A 24617-nucleotide genomic window follows, 5' to 3' on the forward strand; every position below is an offset into this window, starting at 1 on the left:
CAGGACGGTAACGATATGAAAAACCTCAAAAAGCAGCGCCGCATTCAGGTGATCGCATTGGCGACAGTTGCCTTGATCGTGTCGACGGCTTTGATCGGCTATGCGATGCGGGACGGGATCAACTACTTCCGTTCGCCTAGTCAGGTGATGGCCGAGCCGCCGGTGCCGACAGAGGTTTTCCGTATTGGCGGTCTGGTCGAAGATGGCAGTCTCGTGCGCGGTCAGGGCGAAACCGTTCGCTTTTCTGTGACTGATGGCGGCGCAACCGTGCCGGTGACCTACGCGGGTGTGCTGCCGGACCTGTTCGAGGAAAATCAAGGCATGGTCGGCACAGGCCGTTACGTCAACGGTGTGTTCGAAGCCTCTGAAATTCTGGCGAAACATGACGAGACCTACATGCCCAAGGAAGTCGTGGACGCGCTGAAAGAACAGGGTGTCTATCAGGAGCCGGACGCCTGAGGTTCGGAACATTCCCAAACAGCACTAAATGAAAACGGGGGCCTTGGCCCCCGTTTTGTTTCAGCAGATCCTGCGCATGGCGCAGGTCTTATGGGAAGAGTTTCTTCACATAGCCGGGCAGGGCGAAAGCCGCCTTGTGCACCTCGGGCGTGTAGTAATCGGTTTCAATCCCGGCAGCGGCAAAGCGTTTTTCCAGATCGGCCAGCGACACGGTGCGCGCGGATTTGGAGTGGCTGCCCCAGCCAAAGGCCATCGGACCACCCGCATAGGTCGGGATCGTCGCCAGATAGCAGCTGTGATCGGCAAACAGCGTCTTGAAGGCGCGCATTGTGCCGGTCAGCTCGTCCCCTTGCATGAAAGGCACGCCGTTCTGGGTGACGATGATACCGTCATCGGTCAGCGCGCGGGCGGCGTGGCCGTAGAAGGTATTGGTGAACAGCACCTCGCCCGGGCCGATCGGATCGGTGGAATCGACCACGATCACGTCGAATTTCTGATCTGTTTCACGCATGAAGGCGGCGCCATCGTTGATCACCAGATTAAGCCGTGGATCGTCAAAGGCGCCCTGGCTCAGCATCGGCAGGTATTCCTTTGAGAAATCCACCACACCGGCGTCGATCTCGACCATGGTGACATGTTCGACCGAGGCGTGACGCAGCGCCTCGCGGGCCATTCCGCCATCGCCGCCGCCGATGATCAGCACACGTTTTGCGGCCCCATGCGCCAGGATCGGCACATGGGTCAGCATCTCGTGGTAGATGAAATTGTCGCCTTCGGTGGTCTGTACCACGTCATCCAGCGTCAGGATGCGGCCGAACGTACCGTTCTGAAAGACCTTCAGGCGCTGATGCTCGGTCTTGCTGTCATAAAGCATCTCATCCACGCGCAGGGATTGCGCGTAGTGATCGTGCAGGCGTTCGGTGATCCAGGTTTCGCTCATGCCGCGACCTCCTTGGCGATCAGCTCCTCCCCGCGCAGAAGTTCCCGGACCTCCACGTGATCGGTGGAAAAGGCCTCTTTCAGCACGCCGACAGCGCGCCAGGGTTCGGCATCGCCGCACATGAAGACGTCAAAGGCGCCATAGCCGATTTCCGGCCAGGTGTGCACCGAGATGTGGCTTTCGGCCAGCACGGCCACGCCCGACACGCCTTGCGGCGAGAATTTATGGGTGTGGATGTGCAGCAGCGTGGCGCCGCAAACCTCGACGCATTTGCGGAAGGCGTTCTGAATGCGGGTCTCGCAATCAAGGCCCGTGCCGTTCATGACTTCGATGATCAGATGGGTTCCGGCGAATACTTTTCCATCGCGGCGGATGAAATGGTCTTCGCGGTCGCTGTCCACAACGGTTTCGATGATCGCAGCGGGTACACTGCGGGCGGTATCTTCCTCTTGGGCGCCTGTCTCCAGACCGATCCCCAGTTGGAAGAGGTTGGCGTCTTTCATGACACTCCCCTTCGTTCCAGTAGATGACAATCCAGCCGGCCCTTAGCGCCCCCCCGGATAAGGGTCCGGGGTTGGGATCGGTGCCGAAAGTGAGGCGCATCTAGGCCCCATGGCAGATTCGATCAAGGAAAAATTTACCAGGGGCTTTGAAATGATTGAAAAGAAAAAAGGCCGGGGAACTGGCCCCGGCCGTCAGGTGGTTCCGGTACCCGGGGATCAGGGGCGCCAGAACGGAAGAGTGGCTTCATAATGGGCGTCCTCGCGGGAGAGCCCGATGTCTTGCAATTGTTCCGGGGTCAGGTGGCGGAGCTGTTTACGGCTGCGCTGTCGGACGGACCATTTCGTCATCAGAACCGCGAACGTCACCGCGACCTGAGCCAGCACCGGCAGGGTGGGCTGATTGGTCAGAAAGGTGATGCTGGAATGTACAGGGGTCGCGTGCTGTGTCATGGTCAGATCCTTTATTGTATTGATACAATCCTGTGTTGTTGGTACGATCACTTGATACAAAGTTCCGACTCAGCTGTCTAAGGAAGCATTGTAATGGGTACAATTTGGGCGCCGAGCCTTGGTGACAAGCCTGGACCGAAGTATCAGCGGGTGGCCGATACAATCCGCGCAGCGGTGGAAAACGATACATTGCGTGTTGGTACAAAGTTGCCGCCGGTGCGCGATCTGGCCTATCAGCTGGGCATCACCCCCGGCACGGTTGCACGGGCCTATTCCACCCTCACGGACGAAGGACTTCTGCAGGCGGAGGTCGGGCGCGGTACATTTGTCGCTGAGCGGCAGACCAAGGTCATGGATGATGTCTGGTCCCGCGAATTGCACCTTCGGGAGGAAAGCGATCCCAACCATGTCAGCCTGTTCAGCCCGCGTCTTGCCGATGTGGGGCAGGTGGCTGCGATCCGGGAGGCGATGAAGAAGGTCGCCGCCGCCGATCCACTGATGTTCCTGAACTACCCGACCCGAGACGCCTACCGCCCGGTGCGCGAAGCGGTGGTGGACTGGCTGTCAGATCAGCCGCTAGGGCCGCTGGATGAAAACCAGGTGGTCCTGACCCATGGCGGTCAGAACGGCATCCTCACGGTGCTGCAGGCGGTCCTGAAGGACGCGCAGCCCACGCTGTTGGTCGAGGATCTTTCCTATGCCGGCTTTCGTCGTGCGTCTGAACTGCTCCGGGCCAAGGTTGTCGGGGTGGGGATGGACGAACACGGGATTCGTCCGGATTCGCTGGAGCTTGCCATCCGCAAGACGGGCGCCACGGTTTTATGTACCAGCCCCGAGGTGCACAATCCGACTGGGCTGTTTACGCCGCAAAAACGGCGCGAGGAGATCATCAAGGTCGCGCGGCGGCATGAGCTGCAGATCATCGAAGATGATTGCTATCGCATGGGAGAGGCCGGTGCGCCCAGCTATCGCGCTCTGGCGCCTGATATCACCTGGCACGTCTGTTCGATCTCCAAGGTTTTGACACCGGCGCTGCGCGTCGGTTTTGCCCTCGCGCCCAAAGGTCACGAACAGGATCTGCGCCGGTCGGCGGAATACAGCTTTTTCGGCCTGTCGCAGCCGCTGGCCGAGCTGATCCGCGTCTTGCTTTCGGACCCGCGCAGCAAGGAGCTGGCCAAAGAGGTGCGCAAGGAAATGGCCAAATATGTGCGTGTGGCGGTGAATGCCCTTGGTGCGTTTGAGTTGACATGGAAAGACGAGGTCCCGTTCCTCTGGCTGAAACTGCCTGCAGGCTGGCGCTCCGCTGCCTTTACTCGCGCGGCAGAAGCTGCAGGTGTGCAGATCAGGTCAGCCGATGAATTCGCCCTGAGGGATGGCCGCGCGCCCAATGCCGTGCGCATCACCATCAATGGGCAGGTTTCTTTGGCTAAGTTCGAAGACGCGATGCTGCGTTTGCGCAGCCTTTTGGACAACCCGCCCGAGCAAATCAGCGTCTAGGGGTGGGGTATTTTGATACCTATTTTTTAACACACTGATTTTGCGTGATAAATTGTTGTTTTGCTGTGTTGACGCAGTGCGGAGATCCCCGTAAACCCCGTCCATCGAATTCAGGTGAGTTGTATTCCGGCTCATCTTCACGACAAACAGGATAGACCTGCCATGAAAACCTTCTCTGCTACTCCGGCAGATATCGAGAAGAACTGGATCCTGATCGACGCCGAAGGCGTTGTTCTGGGCCGTCTTGCCTCGATCGTTGCCATGCGCCTGCGCGGTAAGCACAAAGCGTCGTTCACGCCGAACATGGACATGGGCGACAACGTCATCATCATCAACGCCGACAAGGTACAGATGACCGGCAAGAAGCGCGACGAGCACTTCTACTGGCACACTGGCCACCCGGGCGGCATCAAGTCCCGCACCAAGCAACAGATCCTGGAAGGCGCGCACCCCGAGCGTGTTGTCTACCAGGCTGTGAAGCGCATGCTGCCGGGCAACCGTCTGGCGCGCCAGCAGATGAGCAACCTGCGTATCTATGCTGGTGCTGCGCACCCGCATGAGGCCCAGGCCCCCGAGGTTCTGGATGTCAAATCCATGAACAAGAAAAACACGCGGAGCTGAGACCGATGGCTGATCAGATCAACACTCTCGAAGAGCTGGGCGCCGTTGCAGGCGTTGAAGCTGTCGCTGAAGAAACCATTTCCCGTGAGCCCGTCCGTGACGAGCTGGGGCGTGCCTATGCAACCGGTAAGCGGAAAGACGCAGTCGCACGCGTCTGGATCAAGCCGGGTTCCGGCAAGGTCGAAGTGAACGGCAAAGAGCTGAACAAATACTTCGCCCGTCCGGTGCTGCAGATGATCCTGCGCCAGCCGTTCACCGTTGCCGGTGTCGAAGACCAGTTCGACGTCTACGCAACCGTCAAAGGCGGTGGCCTTTCCGGTCAGGCCGGTGCGGTCAAGCACGGCATCTCCAAAGCTCTGCAGCTTTATGATCCCGCCCTGCGCGGCGCTCTGAAAGCTGCTGGCTTCCTGACCCGTGACAGCCGTGTTGTTGAACGTAAGAAATTCGGCCGCCGCAAAGCGCGTCGTTCGTTCCAGTTCTCCAAGCGTTAATCGCTGGACAGCAGAGCAGAGAAAGGCCGCAGAGAAATCTGCGGCCTTTTTTCGTCGTGTATCAGTGTGGTTTAAACGAGAGATTGAAGCGCGAAGCCACGCGTATGCACAGACCTGGCTGGACGGCCTATTTGTCGGGTTCAATCAGGCCCAGGCCCCGCAGGTAGATCATGATCCCGCTTTCGAGCAGATCCTCGGGCGAGAAGGGCGAGGTGGCACCGGGCGTGCTGCGGGCATAAAGCTCCACAACGCCGTGGCTCAGCGCCATGATATGGGCGGAAAACATCGCTGCGGGCGGGCGTTTTTCGGCCGGGATGTGCTGGCTCAGATCCGCAGCAGCCTTTTCCAGAATGCCCCGTGCGCGGGCAGCGGCATCCGCCAGTTCGGGCGTGCGGTTGACGGAAATACCGCTTTCGAACATCGCGATGTAATGGCCGGGATGTTTGCGGGCAAAGGCGAGATAGGCCCGTCCCGTTGCCTCAAATGCCGCCAGGGCCGAGGGCTGATATTTGTCATAGGCGTGCTGCATCAGATCGGCGAACATCGGAAAGCCCTGCTTAGCAGCCTCTGCGATCAGATCTTCACGGCCTTCGAAATGGCGATAGACTGCCGCCGGGGTGACGCCCGCCTGTTTTGCCGCCTCGGACAGGGTAAAGCCGGTCGGGCCTTTTGCCTCGATCAGACCCAGCGCAGATTCCACAAGAGCCTGACGCAGGTTGCCGTGATGATAGCCGCGTTTACGCATTCCAGATGTCCGGTCCGCCACAGATGAGGGGATCTACGTCCCCGAGTGCCTCGGCGTTTTTGTTGTCATAATCCAGTCCATGTAGGACCGAACGGATGGCAGCCAGCCGCGCGCGACGCTTGTCGTCCGAGCGGACGACGGTCCAGGGGGCCACCTTGGTGTGGCTGCGGCGGAAGGTTTCGCCGATGGCATCGGTATAGGCGTCCCAGCGTTCCAGCCCTTTTACGTCGATGGTGCTGAGCTTCCAATGCTTCAGCGGATCAGATTCGCGCGCTAGAAACCGATCGAGCTGCTCGGCCCGGCCAACGTTCAGCCAGATCTTGAACAGGTGAATGCCGTCCTCGACCAGAGCCTCCTCGAACCCTGTAACCTGATGGAAGAAGCGCTCGCGCTGCGTGTCGGTGCAAAAGCCAAAGACCTTTTCGACGACGCCGCGATTGTACCAGCTGCGGTCGAAAAATACGATTTCACCGCCCGAGGGCAAATGGTCGATATAGCGCTGGAAATACCATTGGGTCTGCTCAGCCTCGGTCGGTTTCTGCAGTGCCACAACCCGCGCGCCGCGGGGGTTAAGGTTCTCGCGGAAGCGTTTGATTGTGCCGCCTTTTCCTGCGGCATCTCGGCCTTCGAACACCACGGCGACACGGGCGCCAGAGGCTTTGACCCAGGATTGCAGTTTCACCAGCTCGATCTGCAGCGCGTCCATGGATTGCTCATAGGACTTTTTCTTCATCCGCGCTGCATGCGGATAGTCCGAATCCAATATCGCCTTCTTTCCCCCATCGGCGATGGCCTTGCGGATGTCAGAAGGCGCGCCGGTCTCGAAATAGCGGCTGATGGCGCCGTTAAATGGCAATGTCATGGGCAAAACCTTCCTGTCCTCAACTCTTTATAGGGCATTGCGCGGCGCAATGTGACTCCGATTTACCTAAAGCCCGGCGCGGGCGGCGGCGCGGTCCACGGCGTCTGTCACATCCCCGGTGGCCACATGGTGTGGCATGTGGCCAATCCCGTCGAGTAGGGTCAGCCGGGCCTGCGGCACGTCTTTGACAAGTCTTGCGGCGTGCAGATGAACCCCAACGGTTGTGTCGGCGTCGCCATGCACAAGCTCGACCGGTACCTTGATGCGGTCATACTGCGGTACCTGCGCCTTGATATCGCGCAGAAGGTTGGCACGGTGCAGGGCATTGGCCCGGAGCGATCCGCGCCTGAGGGTCAGTCCGGGACCAAAATGCTCGGCGTATCCTTCTGGCACTGGTTGGGGGGCAAAGACATCCTCCAGCGCGCGGGTCACGGTGCGTTCCGGCACATAGGAAGTGATCAGCGGCACCGCCAGACGGCTACCCAGCGGCGAGGCTGTCACTTTGTAGAATGGATCGAGCGAGCCATCCCAAGGGTGCGACACGCCAGAGACCGAGACCAGCGCCGAGAGATCATCCGGATGGTAGACAGCCCAGGCGAGCGCCACGGCCCCGCCATAGCTTTGCCCCAGCACGATGGGACGCTCGGCGCCAAGGCTGGCCGCGGCCTGTTGCAGCAGGGCCGCCTGATCCTCCAGCGTTGCATTGCCAGCTTCTGGCACTGCGGTATAGCCGAGACCGGGGCGATCGAACATCAGCACGCGGAAACGGTCGGCCAACGCAGGGGCGAGGCGAAAGCTCATATCGCGGGTGCTGCCGTTGGAGCCGTGGATCAGCACCAGATCTGGCGCCGAGCCCTGGGGCTGGCCCATCTCGACCGCGTGCACACGGGCATCACCCACCTCAATAAACCGGCCTTCAGGCGGGTGGCTGGCCCTGGCGCGGGCTTCCCGCCGGGATCCTTGCAGGGCGGTGATGCCGACGCCTGCAGCCATGGCAAAGGCAAGCGATAACAATGCGCTATTGACCGATGTTGTTCAGATCGAATGGCGTGCTTTGGTAGATTTGATTGATCCAGTTGCCATAAAGCAGATGCGCATGGCTGCGCCAGCGGTTCTGCGGCGTGCGGCTGGGGTCATCATCCGGGTAGTAGTTGATCGGCACGTTGATCTCGGTGCCATTGGCAACGTCGCGGTCGTATTCTTGCTTCAGCGTATCACTGTCATATTCGAAGTGATTGAAGATATAGAGTGCGCGATGGTTCGGATCCTCGACCAGACAGGGGCCAACCTCATCACTTCCCAGAAGGGTGATGAGCTCTGGATGGCTGTCGATTTCATCCTGTTTCATCTCGGTCCAGCGCGAGACGGGAATGACGCAATCGTCTGAAAACCCGCGTAGGTAGGGCGAGGCAGGCGCGAGGTTCTTATGTCGGAAGCAGCCGAAGGCCTTGTGATCCAGCATGTGTTTCTTGACGCCGTGGAAATAGTTGATCATCGCCATGCCGCCCCAACAGACGCCAAAGGTGGAGTGCACATTGGTCTGCGTCCATTCAAACACCTCGCGCAGCTCATCCCAATAGGTGACGTTGTCGAAATTCAGATGTTCGATTGGGGCGCCAGTGATGATCAACCCGTCAAAGCGCTCGTCCTTCACCTCCTGAAAGGGGCGATAGAATTCGGCCATATGCTCAGCCGCGGTGTTGCGGGTCTGGTGCTCGGTCATCCGGATCAGAGACAGTTCGATCTGGAGCGGCGTCGCGCCGATCAGCCTGGCGAACTGGTTCTCCGTCTGGATCTTCTTTGGCATCAGATTGAGCAGACCGATGCGCAGCGGGCGAATATCCTGACGCGCCGCCTGATCCGGCGACATGACCATCACGCCTTCGTTCGTCAGAACGTCATAGGCGGGCAGGTCAGAAGGGATCTTGATAGGCATGTCAGGTCCTTGCGGTTCATGTGTTGGGCTGAGGGCAAGAGATAAGCTGCCTAGGCGGCACTCTCAAGTGCGCTGGCGATCAAGTCCTCGAAACCAGCCTCGTCGCGCACGGCGCTGATCTGGTCAGCGGTGACGGTCACACCCCAGTTCTGCGCCATCGCCTCATAGCGCGGCTGACGGTGCGCCAGCGCCTGCGCATAGGTCCAGCGAATGAAGGCATCGGGGTCAACATCCGCCTCTGATACATTGTTTTTGCTAAGATAGTCTTCCCAGACCCTGCTCAGGAACTCCGGCTGATAGGACATCGGTTTGGGCGCGCGATCAAAGCGGCGAATCAACTCTTCGGTATGGGCCTCGTCACCTTTGATCCAGACCATCAGCGTGTGTTTGGACAGTTCGGTCAGGACCGGATCGTTCGGATCCTCGGCATCCACCCATTCACAGATCGACCCACCAGTGTCGCAGATGAAATGCGGATAGCCATAAAGCCGCTCGGCCCGGTCGATGAAATATTCGGTATCCAGCAGGGCGTGGATTTCGGCCAGGCGGAACTGTTCCTGACGGCGACGGTATTCGCTCATCGGGAGGCCCCCCATGGCCGGGCTGCCGGGTTTACCGAGGTAGGAGGAGACCGGTGTCAGGTTGTCGAAGGTAATATTCGATCCGATGTAGATCGAATCCGACAGCAGCAGATCCCGCAGGAAGGGAACCTTCATCGCCTCGGCCTTGGCATTGTCGGCGATGTATTCGCCCATGTAGCGGGTGCCGATACGGTAGTCGATTGAGTAGTGGAACCAGCCCCCTGCGCCGCGCAGGATATTGCTGACATAGGTCTTGCCGAGACCCGACATGCCAAAGAACAGCACGCGTTTGCTGGGGGCGTCGCGCCACGCCTGAGCGGAAGAATAAAGCATTGGCATTCCAGATCCTTGATCACCTGGCGCCTTGCTAGCCAGTGTCTGCGGCCGGGTCAATTCCGCCGAAGGCGTCGGGGCAGGGGAATGCGCCCCTGAATGACCAGCAGGCCAAGCGCCAGAAGCGCAAATCCGGGGTAGGCATGGGGCGGCAGGGCCTCGCCCAGCACCACGGCGCCCAGAAGGATGGCAACGGGCGGGATCATTAGCGTCACCAGCATCAGGTTGCCGCTGCCCGCCATCGCCAGCACCCGGTAGTACAGAAGATATGCCCCCGCCGTAGCAAAGACCGCATAGTAGAAAATCGCGAGCCAGGTGACTGGCATCAGATCAAGGCGCGGCACCCCATCCACAACCAGCGTGAGGGGCAACAGGATCAGGGCGGAGCCTGTCAACATTCCCGCAGCGGCCACTTGCGGCTTCAGGCCAGCGAGGTGCTGTTTTGCCCAGACCGCTGCAAACGCGTAGGAGAGCGTGCCGGCCAAAACTGCCAGCTGCGCCGCGCTGCGCGGATCGAAATCTGCAAAACTGCTGAGGCCAATGGCCGTCGATACACCCAGAAACCCCAAGGCGACTCCGATGGCCCGCCGTGCCGTGATCCTTTCATCGGCAAAGAACAGCGCCGCCACCAGAACTCCGAATATCGCCGTTGTGGCATTCAGGATCGAGGTCAGCCCGGTTTCGATATGGAGCTGTCCCCAGGCCATCAGCACGAAGGGGATCACGTTGTTGAGGAGCCCCATCACCAGAAAACTCCCCCAGACCCGGGGCGCGCGCGGCAGCGGCAGACGCAGGAGGAGTACCGCAATCCAAAGGACCACGGCGCCGCCCGCGCAACGGTAGAATACCGAGGTCAGTACCGGCACTTCGTTGAGTGTGATGCGGATCGACAGAAAGGAGGCGCCCCAGAGGCAGGCCAATAGGCTCAGCTCGACCCAGGCGCGGGGGGATATGGAATGCTGTGTTGTCATGCCGCTGTTCTGCGCCGAAAGGGATGCTGCCGCGACCCGTTTCCTGCGGCTTCATCTGCCGTTTGGGCAGAAAGCCCTAGCCGATGCGCGCACCGCGCGGGCGCAGCCTGCCGGACGCATCCAGAATGTTGATGTAGTTCGCAGCGAAAATCACCACGGCGCCGAGCAGGGTCCAGATCACCACCTCTTCGCCGTAAAGGATCATCGCCAGAATCGCGATGGCGGGCAGACGGGTGAAATCGATTGGCATCACCACGGTGGCCGGGGCCAGTGACAGGGCATTGGTCAGACAAAAATGCGCGGTGAGACCGGCAAGGCCAATCAGCACCAGCCAGGGCAGGGTGGTTGCATCGGGTAATGCAACGTCACCGTCCCAGCCTGCCATGGCAAAGCCGAACACCAGCTGCATGGAGGTCAGCCAGAACAGGATCGAGGCAATGCTTTCGTGGCGGGTCAGGCGCTTGGTGAAAATCGCCGTCAGAGCAAAGAAGATGGCGCAGCCAGCAGCCGCCAGAACCCCGGCGTTTATCGTGTCCGGCGAAGGGCGCGCGACGATCAGAATGCCGATGAATCCCAGCATCGCCGCGCCCGCCCGCACCCGCGTCATACGCTCGCCTAGCATCAGGGGTGACAGGATGATCACCCAGATGGGGGAGGTGAATTCAAGAGAGAAGACCTGAGCCAGCGGAATGACCGTTACGGCGAAGAACCATAGGTTCTGGCCGGTAAAATGCGCCAGATTGCGCACCAGGTGCAGCCCCATGCGCTCGCGGCTTACCTGATGCCATTTGCAGGTTAGTGTCAGGATCGCCACCACCACGATCACGCCCACCACGCTGCGGTAGGCCATGATCTCAAAGGTATCGAGCGTCAGCCCCGCCTCGCGCCCCGCGATGGCCATGGAGGAGAACGAGACGATCGAGCCGGTCATCCACAGTGCCGCCTTGGCGATCTGTATTGGCTGCTCTTGCATTGTGTCGTCCCCCGCATGGCTTGTGCAGCAAGAAGGCCCAAATGCCTGGAAGGGTCAAGAGGCGGCTGCGACCTGTGGTGTTTTGGCGTGGGACTGGTCCAGAGTGAAACCCGCTTCCAGGAACTTGGAAACAAGCGCCTCGGGATCAAAACCGAGACGGGACATGAAAGTTTCGATCTCTGCGACTTTTACCGGGGCAGAGGCGGTTGCGCTGGCATTTGCCTTCGGGGGAAGGGTTGGTTCCTTGTCGCGGCCAAGGTCGGCGAGCAGTTGGCGTGCCCCTTCGGCTTTGGTGACATCCTCTAGCTGGGCGTACACAAAATTAATGCGACCGCCATAAACCCGCTCGTAGTAGACCTGCCGACATTCCATTTCGAGCGTGTACCAAAGCGCATGCCCGATAATGCCGAACTTCAGCAAATTGTCCGGGTTCACGATGACGTTCGGGTAATCATGGGACAGGTACCATTGCCAAGCCAGGGTGATGTTTGCGAAATCATTCCGCTGGATGTAGCTGGCGCATTGCTTAGCCAGGTTCCGACGCAGGACGATCACTGTGGCGTCTTTTCTGCGCGGGTGCTCGGCAAGGGTTTCAATCAGACCGCATTTTCCTAATGTATGGTTGGTTTCCGCATAGGGTTCATCATTCGGCAGGCTAGCCATCTTGCGGGACCAGAACCCGCGTACCACGTCGTCCAGCCCGCGCGTGTTGAAGGCGCGCATGGTCCGGATGTCGGGCATTGCTGTTCCAAAATCATCAATATCCAAGCGTTCGTGTACGGCGGGGAAGTCCAGGTTTGCGCTCAGGAAATGGGCAAGCCATGCGCTGCCAGACCGGCCTGCTGCCAGGGAAAATATGAGCTCAGACATGAATTTTGTCCTTTTTTGGTAAGGCGTGTGGGGGACATGCGGCGGAACAGCGGATTCTGGTACCCAAAGAAGTCGATTTCGTCCCTGCACTCCTCCGCGATGATCGCAGCTGCTTTGGGAAACATTGCGTAAGTCTCAGCCACAGATGTGCCTTGTTTGGGCCGGATGTTTCCCTTCGCGCTCAGTGCCTGAAACAGTTCTCTCAGGCCTGGCACCTGCAGTTCCTCTATATGTTCCGCAATGGACTCATAACGGAGATAGTCATCGAGAGCGGCCTCTCCGGTAAATGGGGCGATTTTAGCGTTTTCGCGCAGAAACCCGCGGTGACGGTCGACGAATTCGCCAAAGTTCATTCCGATTGCGGGGCCTCCCTGCCAATAGTACCGAGAAATCGCCACATCGAACGGATCGCGCCAGATGGTGATTTTCCGATAGCTGTTCCACACGTCGGGTGGGATAAGCTTCTTGGCTCGTGGCGCCGAAATGTGGTTGAAGAAAATTCCTGAACTTTGCCAGTATTCCTTCCCCCCTTTGTCACGCCACACCGGGCTGGCGCAATTCTGCGGACCGGGAATTCCGATTGCTTGACGCAGAGCCTCATCACCCGGTGAGATGGGGGTAATGACACTGTCATCATCGCAAAGACTGGACAAAGCGATCTCAAACGAAGTTCCGCCAACCTTTTTCGTCTTGATAAAGATGAGCTTTAAAGGGTGACAAATGATCATGGTACAGCCTCGGGCTTTGATGTGATGCCCTGCAGATTAGGGTGATTTGGTTAAATTTATCTTCGCCTTATCCGAAAAAGCTTAGTCAAAAAAAGACAACGGCGGCACGTAGATGTGCCGCCGTCCTATTGGGATCGTTTCGGGGTCAACCGAATACGTCGGAATATCGATGATCCGGGATCACTCCCACTCGATCGTGCCCGGAGGCTTGGAGGTGATGTCATAGGTACAGCGGTTGATGCCTTTGACCTCGTTGATGATCCGGGTCGCCGTCTCGCCGAGGAACTCGTGGCTGAAGGGGTAGTAATCCGCAGTCATACCATCGACCGAAGTCACGGCCCGCAGGGCGCAGGCGTAGTCATAGGTGCGGCCATCGCCCATTACGCCGACGGTACGCACCGGCAGAATCGCGACAAAGGCTTGCCAGATCTCGTCATAGAGACCGTGTTTGCGGATCTGGTCGATATAGACCGCGTCGGCCTCGCGCAGGATGTCCAGCTTTTCGCGGGTGATTTCGCCGGGGCAACGGATGGCAAGGCCCGGCCCGGGGAACGGGTGACGACCGATAAAGCTCTGCGGCAGGCCCAGCTCGCGGCCCAGCGCACGGACCTCGTCCTTGAACAACTCGCGCAGGGGTTCGACCAGTTTCAGACCCATCTTCTCAGGCAGGCCGCCCACGTTGTGGTGGGATTTGATCGTGACCGAAGGCCCGCCCGAGAAGGACACGGACTCAATTACATCAGGGTAGAGCGTACCCTGAGCGAGGAATTCGGCGCCTTCGATGGTGTCGGCGTGTTTCTGGAACACGTCGATGAACAGCTTGCCGATGATCTTGCGCTTGGTTTCCGGGTCGGACTGGCCTTCCAGTTCCCCCAGAAACAGGTCCTGCTCGTCCGCGTGGATCAGGCGCATGTTGTAATTGTCGCGGAACATGGTGACGACCTCTTCGGCCTCACCTTTGCGCAGCAGACCGTGGTCAACAAAGACGCAGGTCAGCTGATCGCCGATCGCCTCGTGGATCAGCACGGCCGCAACCGAGCTGTCGACGCCGCCGGACAGACCACAGATCACCTGCTTGTCGCCGACCTGATCGCGGATCGCCTGTATGGCCTGTTCGCGGTATGCGCCCATGGTCCAGTCGCCGCTGAACCCGGCCAGCTTGACGAAGTTCTCATAGAGTTTGGCGCCGTTCGGCGTGTGATGCACCTCGGGGTGGAATTGCACCGCGTAGAAATTGCGCGAGACATCTGCGGTGATTGCAAAGGGGGCGTTGGGCGATGTTCCGTAGACCTTGAATCCTGGTGCGATTTCACTGACGTGGTCGCCGTGAGACATCCAGACCTGTTCGCGGTCGCTGTCGTCCTGGAACCATCCGTTCAGCAGCGGCAGGGAGTCGACGGTCGGGGTCACATAGGCGCGACCGAATTCGGCGGTGCCGTGGCCCGACAACACCTTGCCGCCCAACTGGTGCATCATCACCTGCTGGCCGTAGCAGATGCCAAGGATCGGCACGCCATAGTCAAAAATCTCTTGCGGCACGCGGGGGGATCCCTCGCGGGTCACACTGTCCGGACCCCCGGAGAAGATCACGGCCTTGGGCGCCATTTCGCGCACAAAGTCCATCGTGACATTCTGATAGGGGTGGATTTCGCAATAGACGTTCAGCTCGCGCAGGCGACGCGCAATAAGCTGCGTGACCTGGCTGCCAAAGTCGATAATCAGGAGGCGGTCATGGGATGTCTGGCTCATGTCTGGCTCATAGGGGCAGACAGGGCGGCTGGCAAGAGGGCAGATGGCCTGAAACCTGTCTCTGCAAGGATTTGCGCCCCTAAGGTGCGGCTTTGGTGCCTAATCATAGATGCAAGGCCCAGCTGGACGGCATCCTCATCGCAGACGGTGCAATACTGTACAGAAGTGCCCAGAAATTTTGCCGCGAATATGTCGGTTTTCAACCTGATTGGCCGTTATCCTTCGGCGCCGCGCCGGGGCAAGGGCGTAGACACGAGGTCAATGACACGGCTTTGGTGAGGAAAAACAATGACTGAAGCAGCACCGCGCCGGCGCAGCCGGGGGGGCGGAGGCGCCGCCCGTCGCGCCGAACGTTCGAGCATCAAGATCGAAACCGCCAAGTACATTGAGCGGAACATTCCGAACTTTGAAGTTCTGACTGAGGAAGCCATAGAGATTATCGAGACCAACGCCGAGACCATCCTCGAAGAGGTCGGCGTCAACTTCGTCGATAATCCTGCAGCACTGGAGCGCTGGAAGGCCGCTGGTGCGGATGTTCAGGGCGAACGGGTCCGCATTCCCCGTGGTCTGGCCCGCACACTGTGCGAAACCGCGCCCAGCACCTTCACCCAGCACGCGCGCAACCCGGAAAAAAGCGTCGAAATCGGTGGCAAGAGTCTGGTGCTGGCGCCGATCTATGGCCCGCCCTTCGTGCGCGATGCCAAAGGTGGCCGTCGTTATGCGACGCTGGAGGATTTCCAGAAGTTCGTGAAGTTGGGCTATATGTCCAAATGGCTGCACCATTCGGGTGGTACCGTGTGTGAACCGACCGATGTGCCCGTCAACAAGCGTCACCTCGACATGCTGCTGGCGCATATGACGCTGAGCGATAAACCCTTCATGGGATCGGTCACCGAGCCGAGCCGCGCGCAGGATTCGGTTGATATGTGCGGCGTCTTGTTCGGCAAGGAGTTCGTGCAGGACAACACCGTGATGACCTCGCTCATCAACATCAACTCGCCGATGACGTTCGACGATGTGATGATGGGTGCGCTGGAAGTCTATGCCAAGAACAATCAGGCCTGCATCATTTCGCCCTTTATCGTAGGCGGTGCCATGGCGCCGGTGTCGGTCGCCGGCACCCTGACGCAGGTTCTGGCCGAGGTTCTGGCCGGTGTTGCCTATAGCCAGCTGATCCGTCCTGGCGCTCCGGTCATCTTTGGCGCCTTCGTGTCTTCCATCGACATGAACTCCGGCGCGCCGACCTTTGGCACGCCCGAGGCATCGCTGGTGACCTATGGTGCGGGCCAACTGGCGCGCCGTCTGGGGCTGCCGTTCCGTTCGGCCGGGTCGTTCTGCGGCTCGAAACTGCCCGATGCACAAGCCGCCTATGAAACGGCTAACTCGCTCAACATGGGGCTGATGTCTGGCGTCAACTTCATGCTGCACTCCTGTGGCTGGCTCGAAGGTGGTCTTGTGGCTGATTTCGAAAAATTCGTGATGGATGCAGATCAGCTGGGCGTGCTGCATGGGTTGGCCAAGGGCGTCACCGTCAGCGAAGACGATCAGGCGATGGATGCCATCCGCGAAGTAGGTCCCGGCGGCCATTATCTGGGCTGCGCCCATACGCAGGCGAACTTCAAAACAGCGTTCTGGAAATCCGATCTGCTGGATTACAAGCCCTTTGAAACCTGGGAAGAGGAAGGCGCACGCGACACCTATGCGCTTGCCTCTGCGCGGGTTGATCACCTGCTGGCGACCTATCAGCCGCCTGCGCTGGACCCGGCGATCAAGGATGCATTGGAAGCCTACGTGGCCGAGAAAAAGGCGTCCATGCCGGATTCCTTCCTGTAAGCCTCGAAAAACTGTGGGCTGTCCGGCATGGGCTGTCCGGCATGGGCGGTCCTGCAAGGCGGTGGCCATGCGGCTGCCGCCTTTTTCTGTTCTGTCGAATGAGAAACACCCCGAGAGGATCATGTTTCCTTACTGCTCCGCAGGAGATTTGCCTCTCCCATCAGCGCGATCAACACTTCGATATGGCGGCGTAGGTCATACCCCGCATCGCGCAGCAGGCGGCATGCGTTGAGCTCATACTCCATGTCCAACAGTCTCAGGATCGCTGCCGACGGGCTGGGCCGGGCGCCATATCCCAGCAATCGGTTCAGGCTCTTCTCCCGCAGGTAGCTGCTGGCGCCAATTCTGGCGGTGCGGACAAGAAGGCGGGGTCGGTGCAACGCCGCTAGGCGGCTAAGAGCATCTTGCATCGCGCGGGTCCTTTCTGTGACGACGGGCGGCGATGTCATGGCACAACCAAAGCGGGTGTTGCGGCGCAGGGCATACTAGCGCGCGCTGTATTGTCGGTTGATTGATATAAATTTGAAATGAATGATGGTCGGACGCGAAGTTTTGTTTAAAAACAGGTGAGTAGGACGCGATCCCCTTGTGGGTAACCATGGGGGTGCCCCGTGGATTATTCCCTGAACAACAGTCGGGGATCTGATATCATGGGTACACTATCTGTTTCGAAGCTACCGGACTGGCTTCCCGAGGATGCGCAAAGGTATCTGCAGCATACGGAAACAGGGCAATCGATCCGGCAACTGGCCCGTCAGGCGGGCTGTCATCCGTCTACGGTGCTGCGGCAGGTGCGCCGGATTGAGACCCGGCGCGACGACCCGTTAATCGATAGCATTCTGACTGCGTTGGCGTGTTGCCATTCTGGGGCTGAGGAAAGCGGGGCGCTGCCGCCTTCGCAAACTGCCCTGCTTGAAGCCCGTTCTGTTGAAATCCTCACGCGTCTTGCGCAACCCTGCGCTGTTCTGGCGGTGGCCGAGGGTATGGAAACCGCTGTGGTGGTCCGGCAGGGCGATCCGGTCGAGGCGAAGCTGTCGGTGAGCCGCGGGCTGGCCGGGGCGATGGCGCTTTTGACCTGGATTGATTGCACCCGGTCCGGACGGCTCAGCCGCTACCAGATCACCAGTAACGGTCGTAACCTTCTGACCCGGCTGATCGCCGAGCGTGAGAACAAGGCACGCAACCGTGCCGAAAACGGAATCGCGGCCCTTGCCGGGGGGCCCAGCGGCCACAAAGGACAATCGCCACGCCCCAGGCGCACGCGTTATGGCGGCGGGGAGACACCGATGGATATGTTGGCGCGGCTTATCGACAAGAATGGCGAACCCTTCCTGCCGCCCGACTTGGTTCAGGTCGGCAAACGTCTGCGCGAGGATTTCGAAGTGGCCCAGATCGGCAATCACCTGATGCAGGAGGCGGCTTATTTCGGCGGTGAGTCCTGTGCCAGACCTGGACCGACCCCGATGCCAAGCGCAACAGCCCGGGCGGCCCGGGACCGGGCGCGGCGGGCACTGGCCGCCCTTGGCGCCGGGCTCAGCGATATCGCCCTGCGCTGTTGTTGCTACCTTGAAGGGCTTGAGGCGGCAGAGCGGCAGCTTGGCTGGTCGGCGCGATCTGGAAAGATTGTGCTGCGCATCGCCCTGCAGCAGCTGCAATCCCACTACGAATCCTGCGGGCAGGAGGGAGAGAAGGAAAGACTGATCGGACGATAACTATGGCTTGTGGTTTTGTTTGGCCGGGATAAATAGAAGCTATGAACTTCACTCTGCGACAACTGACCTATTTTCAGGCCCTATGCAGCCATCGGAACTTTGGCCGTGCGGCCGAGGCCTGCCATGTCTCCCAACCGGCGCTGTCGGTTCAGATCCGCGCGCTTGAGGACGTGATGGGTGGCCCGTTGGTGGAACGCCGGGCCCGTGATGTGGTGCTAACCCCGCTGGGGCGGCAGGTCCTGGCGCAGGCCGACGCGGTGCTTCAGGCGGCCGAGACCCTGGCCCGCACGGCCCGGGATCAAAGCAGCGGACGACGTAGTCTTGTCCTTGGGGTGATTCCCACCGTTGCGCCCTATCTACTACCCGGAACGCTGGCGCGGCTGCGCGCGGTTGATCTGCAGTTGGCGATTCAAGTGCGCGAGGCCACGACAGAGCGGCTGCTGGCGCTGTTGCAGGCCGGGGAGCTGGATGCAGCGGTGCTGGCCTTGCCCAGTGGCGGTAATGGTCTGGTCGAGGTTGAATTGTTTCGCGACCGGTTCCTGCTGGCGGGCTCCTGCAACCGTCTGGAGCAGATCAATGCCCATGGTCCCGGCATTCGCCCGCAGGATCTGCGATCGGAGCAGCTGATGCTGCTAGAGGATGGCCATTGCCTGACCGATCAGGCGCTCGATATCTGCGGGATGCAACGTACCGCGCCGGAAATCAATATGGGGACGGGATCGCTGGCCACCCTGTCACGACTGGTTGCGGCAGGATTCGGCCTGACCCTGATGCCGGAAATTGCCGCGCAGGCAGAATGCGGCGGTGCAGAAGGATTGCGGGTTCAGAGGTTCCCCGAACCGCAGCCATATAGGCGTATCGGGCTGGTGCGACGCGATTCAACCGACGGCGAAGGCTGGTTCGAACAACTGGCCGAGGTCGTCAGATCGGTGGGGGAAGGGATTGTCAGCCAGTGCAGGCAGGACAGCGGGCACGCGCCGGGCGCGCCCGCTGAAGATCATGAGACCTGAAGATCAGGCTGCAACTTCCGCCTTGGCGGTTTTCAGGTGGTTCAGCACGGTTTCGGGCGAGGAAACGCCATAGGGATCTTCGGCGTGGTTGTCGGACAGGCCGGGCTCTTCGAACCAGGCTTCGATCACACCGTCGTTGACGATGGCGGCATAACGCCAGCTGCGCGCGCCAAAGCCGAGGTTGTCCTTGGCCACCAGCATGCCCATCTTGCGGGTGAACTCGCCAGAGCCGTCCGGGATAACCTGAACGTTTTCAAGGTTCTGCGACTCGGCCCATTTGTTCATCACAAAGCTGTCGTTGACCGACATGCAGTAGATCGCATCGATGCCTTCGGCTTTGAAATCGGCAAAGCCGTTTTCGAAACCGGGCAGCTGGTAGGTGGAGCATGTCGGGGTGAAGGCGCCCGGCAGCGAGAACAGCACAACCCGCTTGCCCGCGAAATAGTCGGCGGTGGTTTTGTCTTCCCAGCGGAACGGGTTCGGGCCTTCGATCGCTTCGTCGCGAACGCGGGTGTGGAAGGTTACCTCGGGCAGTTTGACGCCAGCTTTCATGTCGGTCTCCATATGGTGAAAATCGGTTCTGGGCGCTGGCTTAATAAACTTGCGCAAACGCTGCAATGGGGAATGCTGCACAAGCAATGTTCAGCGCCGCATTGCAGAGATGGATGATCACAAGACTGGCACGATGCCGCTGAAGGCGCGGTTCGGCGGCGGTTGCGAAAGGGTGAAACCAGGGTTGCAGAAATGGCCGTGTCATTGCTCTGCGGCTGTGATACATCAGCGGATGAACAGTTGCCGCAAGGGAAAAACCCGTGAGAGACCTGAAAATCCCCGCGCAGCGCCACCCGGAAAAGGCGCACCGCCCCGATAACGAACAGCCGAAGAAACCCAGCTGGATTCGCGTGAAGGCGCCCGGTGGAAAAGGCTATGCCGACACCCACAAGATCATGCGGGAAAACAATCTTGTGACCGTCTGTGAAGAGGCCGGCTGCCCCAATGTGGGCGAATGCTGGAGCCAGGGCCACGCCACCATGATGATCATGGGCGAGGTCTGCACCCGGGCCTGCACCTTCTGCAACATTGCCACCGGCAAGCCGCCCGAGGAACTGGACGCCTTTGAGCCGGGCCGGGTCGCCCATGCGGTGGAAAAACTGGGTCTCAACCACGTTGTGATCACATCCGTTGACCGCGACGATATTGAGGACGGCGGCGCCGAGCATTTCGCTCAGACGATCCGGGCCGTCCGCCACCGGAGCCCGAAGACCACGATCGAGATCCTGACCCCGGATTTCATCAAATGTGCGCCGGAAGTGCTGGAAACCGTGGTCGAGGCTCGCCCGGATGTGTTCAACCACAATCTGGAAACGGTGCCGGGTCTGTACCCCGAGGTACGTCCGGGCGCGCGGTATTTCCATTCGCTGCGCCTTTTGCAGCGCGTGAAGGAGCTGGATCCGTCGATGTTCACCAAATCGGGCATCATGGTTGGCCTCGGCGAGGACGCGCAGGCGGTGAAGCAGGTGATGGACGATATGCGCGCTGCGGATATCGATTTCCTGACCATCGGCCAGTATCTGCAGCCGACCCCGAAACACCACGCAGTGGATCGTTTTGTGACACCCGAGGAATTCGCCTCTTACGAAAAGGCGGCCTACGGCAAGGGCTTCCTGATGGTCTCGGCCACGCCGCTGACCCGGTCGTCCTATCACGCAGGGGATGACTTTGCCCGGCTGCGCGAGGCCCGGAATGCAAGGCTGGGGCGGGCATGACGCCTGAGCGTCTGGCGCAGCTGACCGCGCTGCGCCACAGGCTTCACACAATCCCGGAAGTCTCTGGCAGTGAAGAAAAAACCGCCGATGTGGTCGCGGAGTATTTGCGCCAACACGCTCCGGATGAATTGTTGACCGGGCTGGGCGGACACGGCGTTGCGGCCGTCTATCGTGGCGCTGCCGAGGGGCCGACGGTGCTGATCCGTTGTGAGCTGGATGGGTTGCCGATCGAGGAAGTCTCTGACGCCGACTACCGGTCGGGTCATGCAGGGCGCGGGCATCTGTGCGGTCATGACGGCCATATGGTGATGGTTGCCGCCCTGGCGGAGGATCTGGCGCGCACCCGTCCGCAAACGGGCCGGGTGGTGCTGCTGTTCCAACCCGCCGAGGAAACCGGCAAGGGCGCTGCGGCTGTTATTGCAGATCCGCAATTTGAACGCATCCAACCGGACTATGCCTTTGCACTACACAACTATCCGGGTCTCGCCGCCGGTGCGGTGGCCCTGTGTCAAGGACCCGCAAATTGCGCGTCGCGCGGCATGCGGATCCGGCTCATGGGCAAGACCTCTCATGCAGCGGCGCCGCAGGACGGGGTATCCCCAGCCGAGGCATTGACCAAGCTGATGCCGGGACTGGTGGCACTGGGGCCGGGCGGAGAGATGTCCGCCGATTTTGCCCGCGTGACCCTGACCCACGCCTGGCTGGGGGAGCCGACATTCGGCATCGCGCCGGGAGAGGCGGAAATCTGGGTCACCCTGCGGACCGTGACCGATTCCCGGATGGAGCAGTTTACGGAGGAGGCCAGCGCGGTTCTTGCAGAGGTTTGCGCGGAAGAGGGGCTGGAATACACCGTTTCCTATGACGATGTCTTTGATGCGTGCGTCAACCACCCTGAGGCAACCGAGATCTTGTCTTTTGGCGCAGAAACAGCGGGTTACCCAGCGCAGTTGTGGCAGGTGCCACAGCCGTGGTCAGAGGATTTTGGTCAATTCTCCAAAGTAGCCAAATCCGCTATGTTCTGGCTCGGCGCAGGCGAGACCATGCCGCAGCTTCACAACCCGGATTATGATTTCCCGGATGAGCTTATCCCCGTTGGGTCTGCGATCTTTGCCGCTGCAATCGACGCTGTTCTGAACCGGGCGCCAGGTGGCAACCACTGAACGAGGTTGCCGCCGATGCCAGACTATGTCGCGGGATCAGGCGCCGTCGTCAGTAAAGCGGACTTTGCCGATATGGGGTAGGTTGCGGTTGCGCTGCGCAAAATCGATGCCGTAGCCGACGACGAATTCATCGGGGATTTCAAAACCGATCCAGTCGGCACGGAAATCCACCTCCCGCCGCGAGGGTTTGTCGAGCAGCGCGATGGATTTGAGCCGGGCGGGCTTGCGGCTATTCAAAAGGCCGATCACGTGGTTCAGCGTGTGACCGGTGTCAACGATATCCTCCACGACCAGCACGTCGCGACCTTCAATGGCGCCGCGCAAGTCCTTGAGAATGCGCACTTCTCGACTGCTCTCCATACCGTCACCGTAGGAGGACGCCTCAAGGAAATCGACCTCGATCGGCAGGTCCAGCTCGCGGACAAGATCGGCGATAAAGACGAAACTGCCGCGCAACAGGCCGACGACGACCAGCTTGTCGGTGTCCCCGAACTCGGCGTGGATATCGCCGCAAAGCTCTTCGATCCGTGCGGCGATGGCCTTGGCTGAAATCATCACATCGATGACATATGGACGCTGTGACATGGCTGACCCCTTGAAATTCCCGCGCGTTCATAGGACATGACGCGGCACGATCATAGTAGGAAATTCGACGAAACCATGCCCACCCATTCGGAAACCCGCCAGCTGCCTTATTCAGCACAGCAGATGTACGATCTGGTGGCGGATGTGGCGCAATATCCCAAATTCCTGCCTTGGTGCGCCGCAGCCCGGATCCGCAGCGTGACGCCACAGGGCGATGCTGAGGTTATGGAGGCCGATCTGGTGATCTCCTTCAAAGTGTTCCGCGAACGCTTTGGCAGCCGGGTGACCCTGTTTCCTGTGGCGCGCAAGATCGATACCGAATACCTCGACGGTCCGTTCCGCTACATGAAATCCAACTGGTCTTTTGAAGATCGTCCCGATGGCGGCTGTAATGTCGATTTCTTTGTCGATTTCGAGTTCAAGAACGCGGTTCTTCAGGGGATCATCGGCGTGGTGTTCAACGAGGCAATGCAGCGCATCGTGCGCGCATTCGAACGGCGGGCGGCGGAACTTTACGGCTAGTCTCCTGCCTTGGTGGCCGGGGCAACCTTGCCACTCGCGACGCAGTGACACCGGCTGACACAAAACAGGCCCCTTCATAAAAAGGGGCCTGCCTCAGGAATTTCAATTCTCTAAGTTGTTGTCTTAACTTGACAGATCGTAGGCCCGTTCACCATGGGCCGAGATATCCAGACCGTTGGTTTCACTTTCTGCATCGACCCGTAGCGCGGTGACAGCAGCGACCACTTTGACCAGAACCACAGTGACAACTGTTGTGAAGATCCCGACGACCGCCAGACCACCCAGTTGCGCAGCCCAGCTGCCTGCACCAAAGACGGCAATCATGATGGTACCGAAGATGCCGCCAACGCCGTGCACGGCAAAGACATCCAGCGTGTCGTCGATCTTCAGCACATTGCGCACCAGATTGACCGCTTCCTGGCACAGGATACCCGCGATGGCGCCGATGATCAGCGCTTCAACCGGGCCGACAAAACCGCTGGCCGGGGTGATCGAGGCAAGGCCTGCGATGGTGCCGGTGACGATGCCGACAACCGAGGCTTTGCCGTATTTGATCTTTTCCCATAGCGCCCAGGTCAGCGATGCCGTGGCGGCTGAAATATGCGTCACGGTCAGCGCCATGGCTGCGCCGCCGTCTGCTGCCAGTTGCGAGCCGCCGTTGAAGCCGAACCAACCAACCCAGAGCATGGCTGCACCGATGACCACGAAGCCGGGATTGTGCGGCGGCGTCGTGCTGTTTTTGCGCGGTCCAAGGAAGACGGCAATGATGATCGCGGCAAGGCCTGCGGTTTCATGCACCACGATCCCGCCGGCAAAATCACGCACGCCGATGTCGCCAAAGATGCCGCCATCGGACAGCATGCCGCCGCCCCAGATCCAATGCACCACAGGCGCATAGCAGAGGAGCATCCACAGCCCGGAGAAGGTCAGCACAAAGCCAAACCCAACCCGCTCCACGTAGGCGCCGACGATCAGCGCCGGTGTGATGATGGCAAATGTCATCTGGAAGGCAAAGAACAGCACCTCGGGCAGGGTGCCTGCCAGGCTGTCTGCATCAACGCCGCTCAGGAACAGCTTGTCCAGCCCGCCCCAGTACCCGCTGGTGCCGCCGCCGAATGCGATGGAGTAACCCGCGACCAACCACAGAACGCTCATCAAACAGGCAATCGCGTAGCAATGCATGAAGACGCTGAGAACATTTCGGGCACGTACCAGCCCGCCGTAAAACAACGCGAGACCGGGGAGCGTCATAAAGAGCACCAAAGCCGTCGCCACAATGATCCAGGCTGTATCAGCTCCGTTCATTTTTGGTTCCTTCCA

The 24617-nt window shown here is 59.9% G+C and carries 27 protein-coding genes; 10 read left to right on the forward strand and 17 right to left on the reverse strand.

Annotation, left to right across the window (positions count from 1 at the left end; genetic code table 11):
- Nucleotides 1-15 precede the first annotated feature (15 nt).
- Nucleotides 16-459: a cytochrome c maturation protein CcmE gene (ccmE, locus tag AAFO90_RS03165; RefSeq protein ID WP_065270195.1), complete on the forward strand. Its 444-nt coding sequence runs from the start codon at nt 16-18 to the stop codon at nt 457-459.
- A gap of 88 nt (nt 460-547) precedes the next feature.
- Here ccmE and speE read toward each other — a convergent pair whose 3' ends face one another.
- The 3 genes from speE to AAFO90_RS03180 all read right to left on the reverse strand — a co-directional run bounded on the left by speE (nt 548) and on the right by AAFO90_RS03180 (nt 2352).
- On the reverse strand, nt 548-1399 hold the full coding sequence (speE, locus tag AAFO90_RS03170) for a polyamine aminopropyltransferase (RefSeq protein ID WP_065270196.1): 852 nt from the start codon (nt 1397-1399) through the stop codon (nt 548-550).
- Nucleotides 1396-1902: an adenosylmethionine decarboxylase gene (gene speD / locus AAFO90_RS03175; RefSeq protein ID WP_065270197.1), complete on the reverse strand. Its 507-nt coding sequence runs from the start codon at nt 1900-1902 to the stop codon at nt 1396-1398. The genes speE and speD overlap by 4 nt, the downstream gene beginning before the upstream one ends.
- A 216-nt stretch (nt 1903-2118) precedes the next feature.
- On the reverse strand, nt 2119-2352 hold the full coding sequence (locus AAFO90_RS03180; protein WP_347508478.1) for a DUF1127 domain-containing protein: 234 nt from the start codon (nt 2350-2352) through the stop codon (nt 2119-2121).
- 93 nt (nt 2353-2445) lie between these two features.
- Here AAFO90_RS03180 and AAFO90_RS03185 point away from each other — a divergent pair, with 93 nt between their 5' ends.
- The 3 genes from AAFO90_RS03185 to rpsI all read left to right on the forward strand — a co-directional run bounded on the left by AAFO90_RS03185 (nt 2446) and on the right by rpsI (nt 4961).
- The gene (locus tag AAFO90_RS03185) at nt 2446-3849 is read left to right on the forward strand and encodes a PLP-dependent aminotransferase family protein (protein ID WP_347508479.1); all 1404 of its coding nucleotides are present in this window, start codon (nt 2446-2448) and stop codon (nt 3847-3849) included.
- Nucleotides 3850-4011: 162 nt separating this feature from the next.
- Entirely contained in the window at nt 4012-4470 is a 459-nt protein-coding gene (gene rplM, locus AAFO90_RS03190; protein WP_065270200.1) for a 50S ribosomal protein L13, read from the forward strand.
- A 5-nt stretch (nt 4471-4475) separates the two neighbouring features.
- A complete protein-coding gene (gene rpsI, locus AAFO90_RS03195; RefSeq protein ID WP_065270201.1) occupies nt 4476-4961 on the forward strand; it encodes a 30S ribosomal protein S9 in 486 nt (161 codons plus the stop codon).
- Between the two features lie 127 nt (nt 4962-5088).
- Here rpsI and AAFO90_RS03200 read toward each other — a convergent pair whose 3' ends face one another.
- From AAFO90_RS03200 to guaA, 10 genes are all read right to left on the reverse strand, one after another.
- Nucleotides 5089-5706: a TetR/AcrR family transcriptional regulator gene (locus AAFO90_RS03200; RefSeq protein WP_347508480.1), complete on the reverse strand. Its 618-nt coding sequence runs from the start codon at nt 5704-5706 to the stop codon at nt 5089-5091.
- Entirely contained in the window at nt 5699-6568 is an 870-nt protein-coding gene (gene ppk2 / locus AAFO90_RS03205; RefSeq protein WP_347508481.1) for a polyphosphate kinase 2, read from the reverse strand. Before ppk2 ends, AAFO90_RS03200 begins: the two co-directional genes overlap by 8 nt.
- A gap of 66 nt (nt 6569-6634) precedes the next feature.
- On the reverse strand, nt 6635-7561 hold the full coding sequence (locus tag AAFO90_RS03210) for an alpha/beta hydrolase (protein WP_347508482.1): 927 nt from the start codon (nt 7559-7561) through the stop codon (nt 6635-6637).
- Between the two features lie 25 nt (nt 7562-7586).
- Nucleotides 7587-8504, reverse strand: coding sequence for a homoserine O-succinyltransferase (metA, locus tag AAFO90_RS03215; RefSeq protein ID WP_065270205.1), 918 nt, complete (start codon nt 8502-8504; stop codon nt 7587-7589).
- Nucleotides 8505-8554: 50 nt separating this feature from the next.
- On the reverse strand, nt 8555-9418 hold the full coding sequence (locus tag AAFO90_RS03220; protein ID WP_347508543.1) for an ATPase: 864 nt from the start codon (nt 9416-9418) through the stop codon (nt 8555-8557).
- A 56-nt stretch (nt 9419-9474) separates the two neighbouring features.
- A complete protein-coding gene (locus AAFO90_RS03225; protein WP_347508483.1) occupies nt 9475-10389 on the reverse strand; it encodes a DMT family transporter in 915 nt (304 codons plus the stop codon).
- Between the two features lie 76 nt (nt 10390-10465).
- Nucleotides 10466-11362, reverse strand: coding sequence for a DMT family transporter (locus AAFO90_RS03230; protein WP_347508484.1), 897 nt, complete (start codon nt 11360-11362; stop codon nt 10466-10468).
- 54 nt (nt 11363-11416) lie between these two features.
- Complete coding sequence (locus AAFO90_RS03235) at nt 11417-12232, reverse strand: hypothetical protein (protein WP_347508485.1); 816 nt, start codon at nt 12230-12232, stop codon at nt 11417-11419.
- On the reverse strand, nt 12166-12960 hold the full coding sequence (locus tag AAFO90_RS03240; protein ID WP_347508486.1) for a hypothetical protein: 795 nt from the start codon (nt 12958-12960) through the stop codon (nt 12166-12168). The genes AAFO90_RS03235 and AAFO90_RS03240 overlap by 67 nt, the downstream gene beginning before the upstream one ends.
- A gap of 180 nt (nt 12961-13140) precedes the next feature.
- The gene (gene guaA / locus AAFO90_RS03245) at nt 13141-14709 is read right to left on the reverse strand and encodes a glutamine-hydrolyzing GMP synthase (RefSeq protein WP_065270210.1); all 1569 of its coding nucleotides are present in this window, start codon (nt 14707-14709) and stop codon (nt 13141-13143) included.
- Nucleotides 14710-14997: 288 nt separating this feature from the next.
- Here guaA and AAFO90_RS03250 point away from each other — a divergent pair, with 288 nt between their 5' ends.
- Nucleotides 14998-16542: a trimethylamine methyltransferase family protein gene (locus AAFO90_RS03250; protein WP_347508487.1), complete on the forward strand. Its 1545-nt coding sequence runs from the start codon at nt 14998-15000 to the stop codon at nt 16540-16542.
- Nucleotides 16543-16661: 119 nt separating this feature from the next.
- On the opposite strand, the gene AAFO90_RS03255 is transcribed toward AAFO90_RS03250, so the two are convergent.
- On the reverse strand, nt 16662-16952 hold the full coding sequence (locus tag AAFO90_RS03255; protein ID WP_274828068.1) for a DUF6477 family protein: 291 nt from the start codon (nt 16950-16952) through the stop codon (nt 16662-16664).
- Nucleotides 16953-17192: 240 nt separating this feature from the next.
- Between AAFO90_RS03255 and AAFO90_RS03260 the strand changes: the two genes are divergently transcribed.
- A complete protein-coding gene (locus AAFO90_RS03260) occupies nt 17193-18254 on the forward strand; it encodes a DUF6456 domain-containing protein (RefSeq protein ID WP_347508488.1) in 1062 nt (353 codons plus the stop codon).
- Nucleotides 18255-18295: 41 nt separating this feature from the next.
- Nucleotides 18296-19264, forward strand: coding sequence for a LysR substrate-binding domain-containing protein (locus AAFO90_RS03265; protein WP_347508489.1), 969 nt, complete (start codon nt 18296-18298; stop codon nt 19262-19264).
- A gap of 3 nt (nt 19265-19267) precedes the next feature.
- Here the strand turns inward: AAFO90_RS03265 and AAFO90_RS03270 are convergent, their stop codons facing one another.
- On the reverse strand, nt 19268-19816 hold the full coding sequence (locus tag AAFO90_RS03270) for a peroxiredoxin (RefSeq protein ID WP_274867486.1): 549 nt from the start codon (nt 19814-19816) through the stop codon (nt 19268-19270).
- A gap of 260 nt (nt 19817-20076) precedes the next feature.
- Here AAFO90_RS03270 and lipA point away from each other — a divergent pair, with 260 nt between their 5' ends.
- Together lipA and AAFO90_RS03280 are read left to right on the forward strand one after the other, a co-directional pair.
- Complete coding sequence (gene lipA, locus AAFO90_RS03275) at nt 20077-21030, forward strand: lipoyl synthase (RefSeq protein ID WP_274832208.1); 954 nt, start codon at nt 20077-20079, stop codon at nt 21028-21030.
- The gene (locus AAFO90_RS03280; RefSeq protein WP_347508490.1) at nt 21027-22190 is read left to right on the forward strand and encodes an amidohydrolase; all 1164 of its coding nucleotides are present in this window, start codon (nt 21027-21029) and stop codon (nt 22188-22190) included. Before lipA ends, AAFO90_RS03280 begins: the two co-directional genes overlap by 4 nt.
- Nucleotides 22191-22226: 36 nt before the next feature.
- Here AAFO90_RS03280 and hpt read toward each other — a convergent pair whose 3' ends face one another.
- Entirely contained in the window at nt 22227-22775 is a 549-nt protein-coding gene (gene hpt / locus AAFO90_RS03285; protein ID WP_065270218.1) for a hypoxanthine phosphoribosyltransferase, read from the reverse strand.
- Between the two features lie 75 nt (nt 22776-22850).
- On the opposite strand from hpt, the gene AAFO90_RS03290 reads away from it, so the two are divergent.
- Complete coding sequence (locus tag AAFO90_RS03290) at nt 22851-23297, forward strand: type II toxin-antitoxin system RatA family toxin (protein ID WP_274828154.1); 447 nt, start codon at nt 22851-22853, stop codon at nt 23295-23297.
- Nucleotides 23298-23420: 123 nt separating this feature from the next.
- On the opposite strand, the gene AAFO90_RS03295 is transcribed toward AAFO90_RS03290, so the two are convergent.
- The gene (locus AAFO90_RS03295) at nt 23421-24602 is read right to left on the reverse strand and encodes an ammonium transporter (RefSeq protein ID WP_347508491.1); all 1182 of its coding nucleotides are present in this window, start codon (nt 24600-24602) and stop codon (nt 23421-23423) included.
- Between the last annotated feature and the right edge of the window lie 15 nt (nt 24603-24617).

Source organism: Phaeobacter sp. CAU 1743 (genome assembly GCF_039839315.1).
Classification (GTDB): domain Bacteria; phylum Pseudomonadota; class Alphaproteobacteria; order Rhodobacterales; family Rhodobacteraceae; genus Phycobacter; species Phycobacter gallaeciensis_A.

Coding starts and splice junctions, on each gene's coding strand:
- AAFO90_RS03210 (WP_347508482.1), bottom strand. CDS start 7,561: ATGGCTGCAGGCGTCGGCATCACCGCCCTGCAAGGATCCCGGCGGGAA.
- AAFO90_RS03295 (WP_347508491.1), bottom strand. CDS start 24,602: ATGAACGGAGCTGATACAGCCTGGATCATTGTGGCGACGGCTTTGGTG.
- AAFO90_RS03270 (WP_274867486.1), bottom strand. CDS start 19,816: ATGAAAGCTGGCGTCAAACTGCCCGAGGTAACCTTCCACACCCGCGTT.
- hpt (WP_065270218.1), bottom strand. CDS start 22,775: ATGTCACAGCGTCCATATGTCATCGATGTGATGATTTCAGCCAAGGCC.
- speD (WP_065270197.1), bottom strand. CDS start 1,902: ATGAAAGACGCCAACCTCTTCCAACTGGGGATCGGTCTGGAGACAGGC.
- AAFO90_RS03290 (WP_274828154.1), top strand. CDS start 22,851: ATGCCCACCCATTCGGAAACCCGCCAGCTGCCTTATTCAGCACAGCAG.
- AAFO90_RS03265 (WP_347508489.1), top strand. CDS start 18,296: ATGAACTTCACTCTGCGACAACTGACCTATTTTCAGGCCCTATGCAGC.
- AAFO90_RS03200 (WP_347508480.1), bottom strand. CDS start 5,706: ATGCGTAAACGCGGCTATCATCACGGCAACCTGCGTCAGGCTCTTGTG.
- AAFO90_RS03250 (WP_347508487.1), top strand. CDS start 14,998: ATGACTGAAGCAGCACCGCGCCGGCGCAGCCGGGGGGGCGGAGGCGCC.
- AAFO90_RS03180 (WP_347508478.1), bottom strand. CDS start 2,352: ATGACACAGCACGCGACCCCTGTACATTCCAGCATCACCTTTCTGACC.
- speE (WP_065270196.1), bottom strand. CDS start 1,399: ATGAGCGAAACCTGGATCACCGAACGCCTGCACGATCACTACGCGCAA.
- AAFO90_RS03220 (WP_347508543.1), bottom strand. CDS start 9,418: ATGCTTTATTCTTCCGCTCAGGCGTGGCGCGACGCCCCCAGCAAACGC.
- metA (WP_065270205.1), bottom strand. CDS start 8,504: ATGCCTATCAAGATCCCTTCTGACCTGCCCGCCTATGACGTTCTGACG.
- AAFO90_RS03255 (WP_274828068.1), bottom strand. CDS start 16,952: ATGCAAGATGCTCTTAGCCGCCTAGCGGCGTTGCACCGACCCCGCCTT.
- AAFO90_RS03225 (WP_347508483.1), bottom strand. CDS start 10,389: ATGACAACACAGCATTCCATATCCCCCCGCGCCTGGGTCGAGCTGAGC.
- guaA (WP_065270210.1), bottom strand. CDS start 14,709: ATGAGCCAGACATCCCATGACCGCCTCCTGATTATCGACTTTGGCAGC.
- rpsI (WP_065270201.1), top strand. CDS start 4,476: ATGGCTGATCAGATCAACACTCTCGAAGAGCTGGGCGCCGTTGCAGGC.
- AAFO90_RS03185 (WP_347508479.1), top strand. CDS start 2,446: ATGGGTACAATTTGGGCGCCGAGCCTTGGTGACAAGCCTGGACCGAAG.
- AAFO90_RS03230 (WP_347508484.1), bottom strand. CDS start 11,362: ATGCAAGAGCAGCCAATACAGATCGCCAAGGCGGCACTGTGGATGACC.
- AAFO90_RS03240 (WP_347508486.1), bottom strand. CDS start 12,960: ATGATCATTTGTCACCCTTTAAAGCTCATCTTTATCAAGACGAAAAAG.
- AAFO90_RS03235 (WP_347508485.1), bottom strand. CDS start 12,232: ATGTCTGAGCTCATATTTTCCCTGGCAGCAGGCCGGTCTGGCAGCGCA.
- ccmE (WP_065270195.1), top strand. CDS start 16: ATGAAAAACCTCAAAAAGCAGCGCCGCATTCAGGTGATCGCATTGGCG.
- ppk2 (WP_347508481.1), bottom strand. CDS start 6,568: ATGACATTGCCATTTAACGGCGCCATCAGCCGCTATTTCGAGACCGGC.
- AAFO90_RS03280 (WP_347508490.1), top strand. CDS start 21,027: ATGACGCCTGAGCGTCTGGCGCAGCTGACCGCGCTGCGCCACAGGCTT.
- AAFO90_RS03260 (WP_347508488.1), top strand. CDS start 17,193: ATGGGTACACTATCTGTTTCGAAGCTACCGGACTGGCTTCCCGAGGAT.
- rplM (WP_065270200.1), top strand. CDS start 4,012: ATGAAAACCTTCTCTGCTACTCCGGCAGATATCGAGAAGAACTGGATC.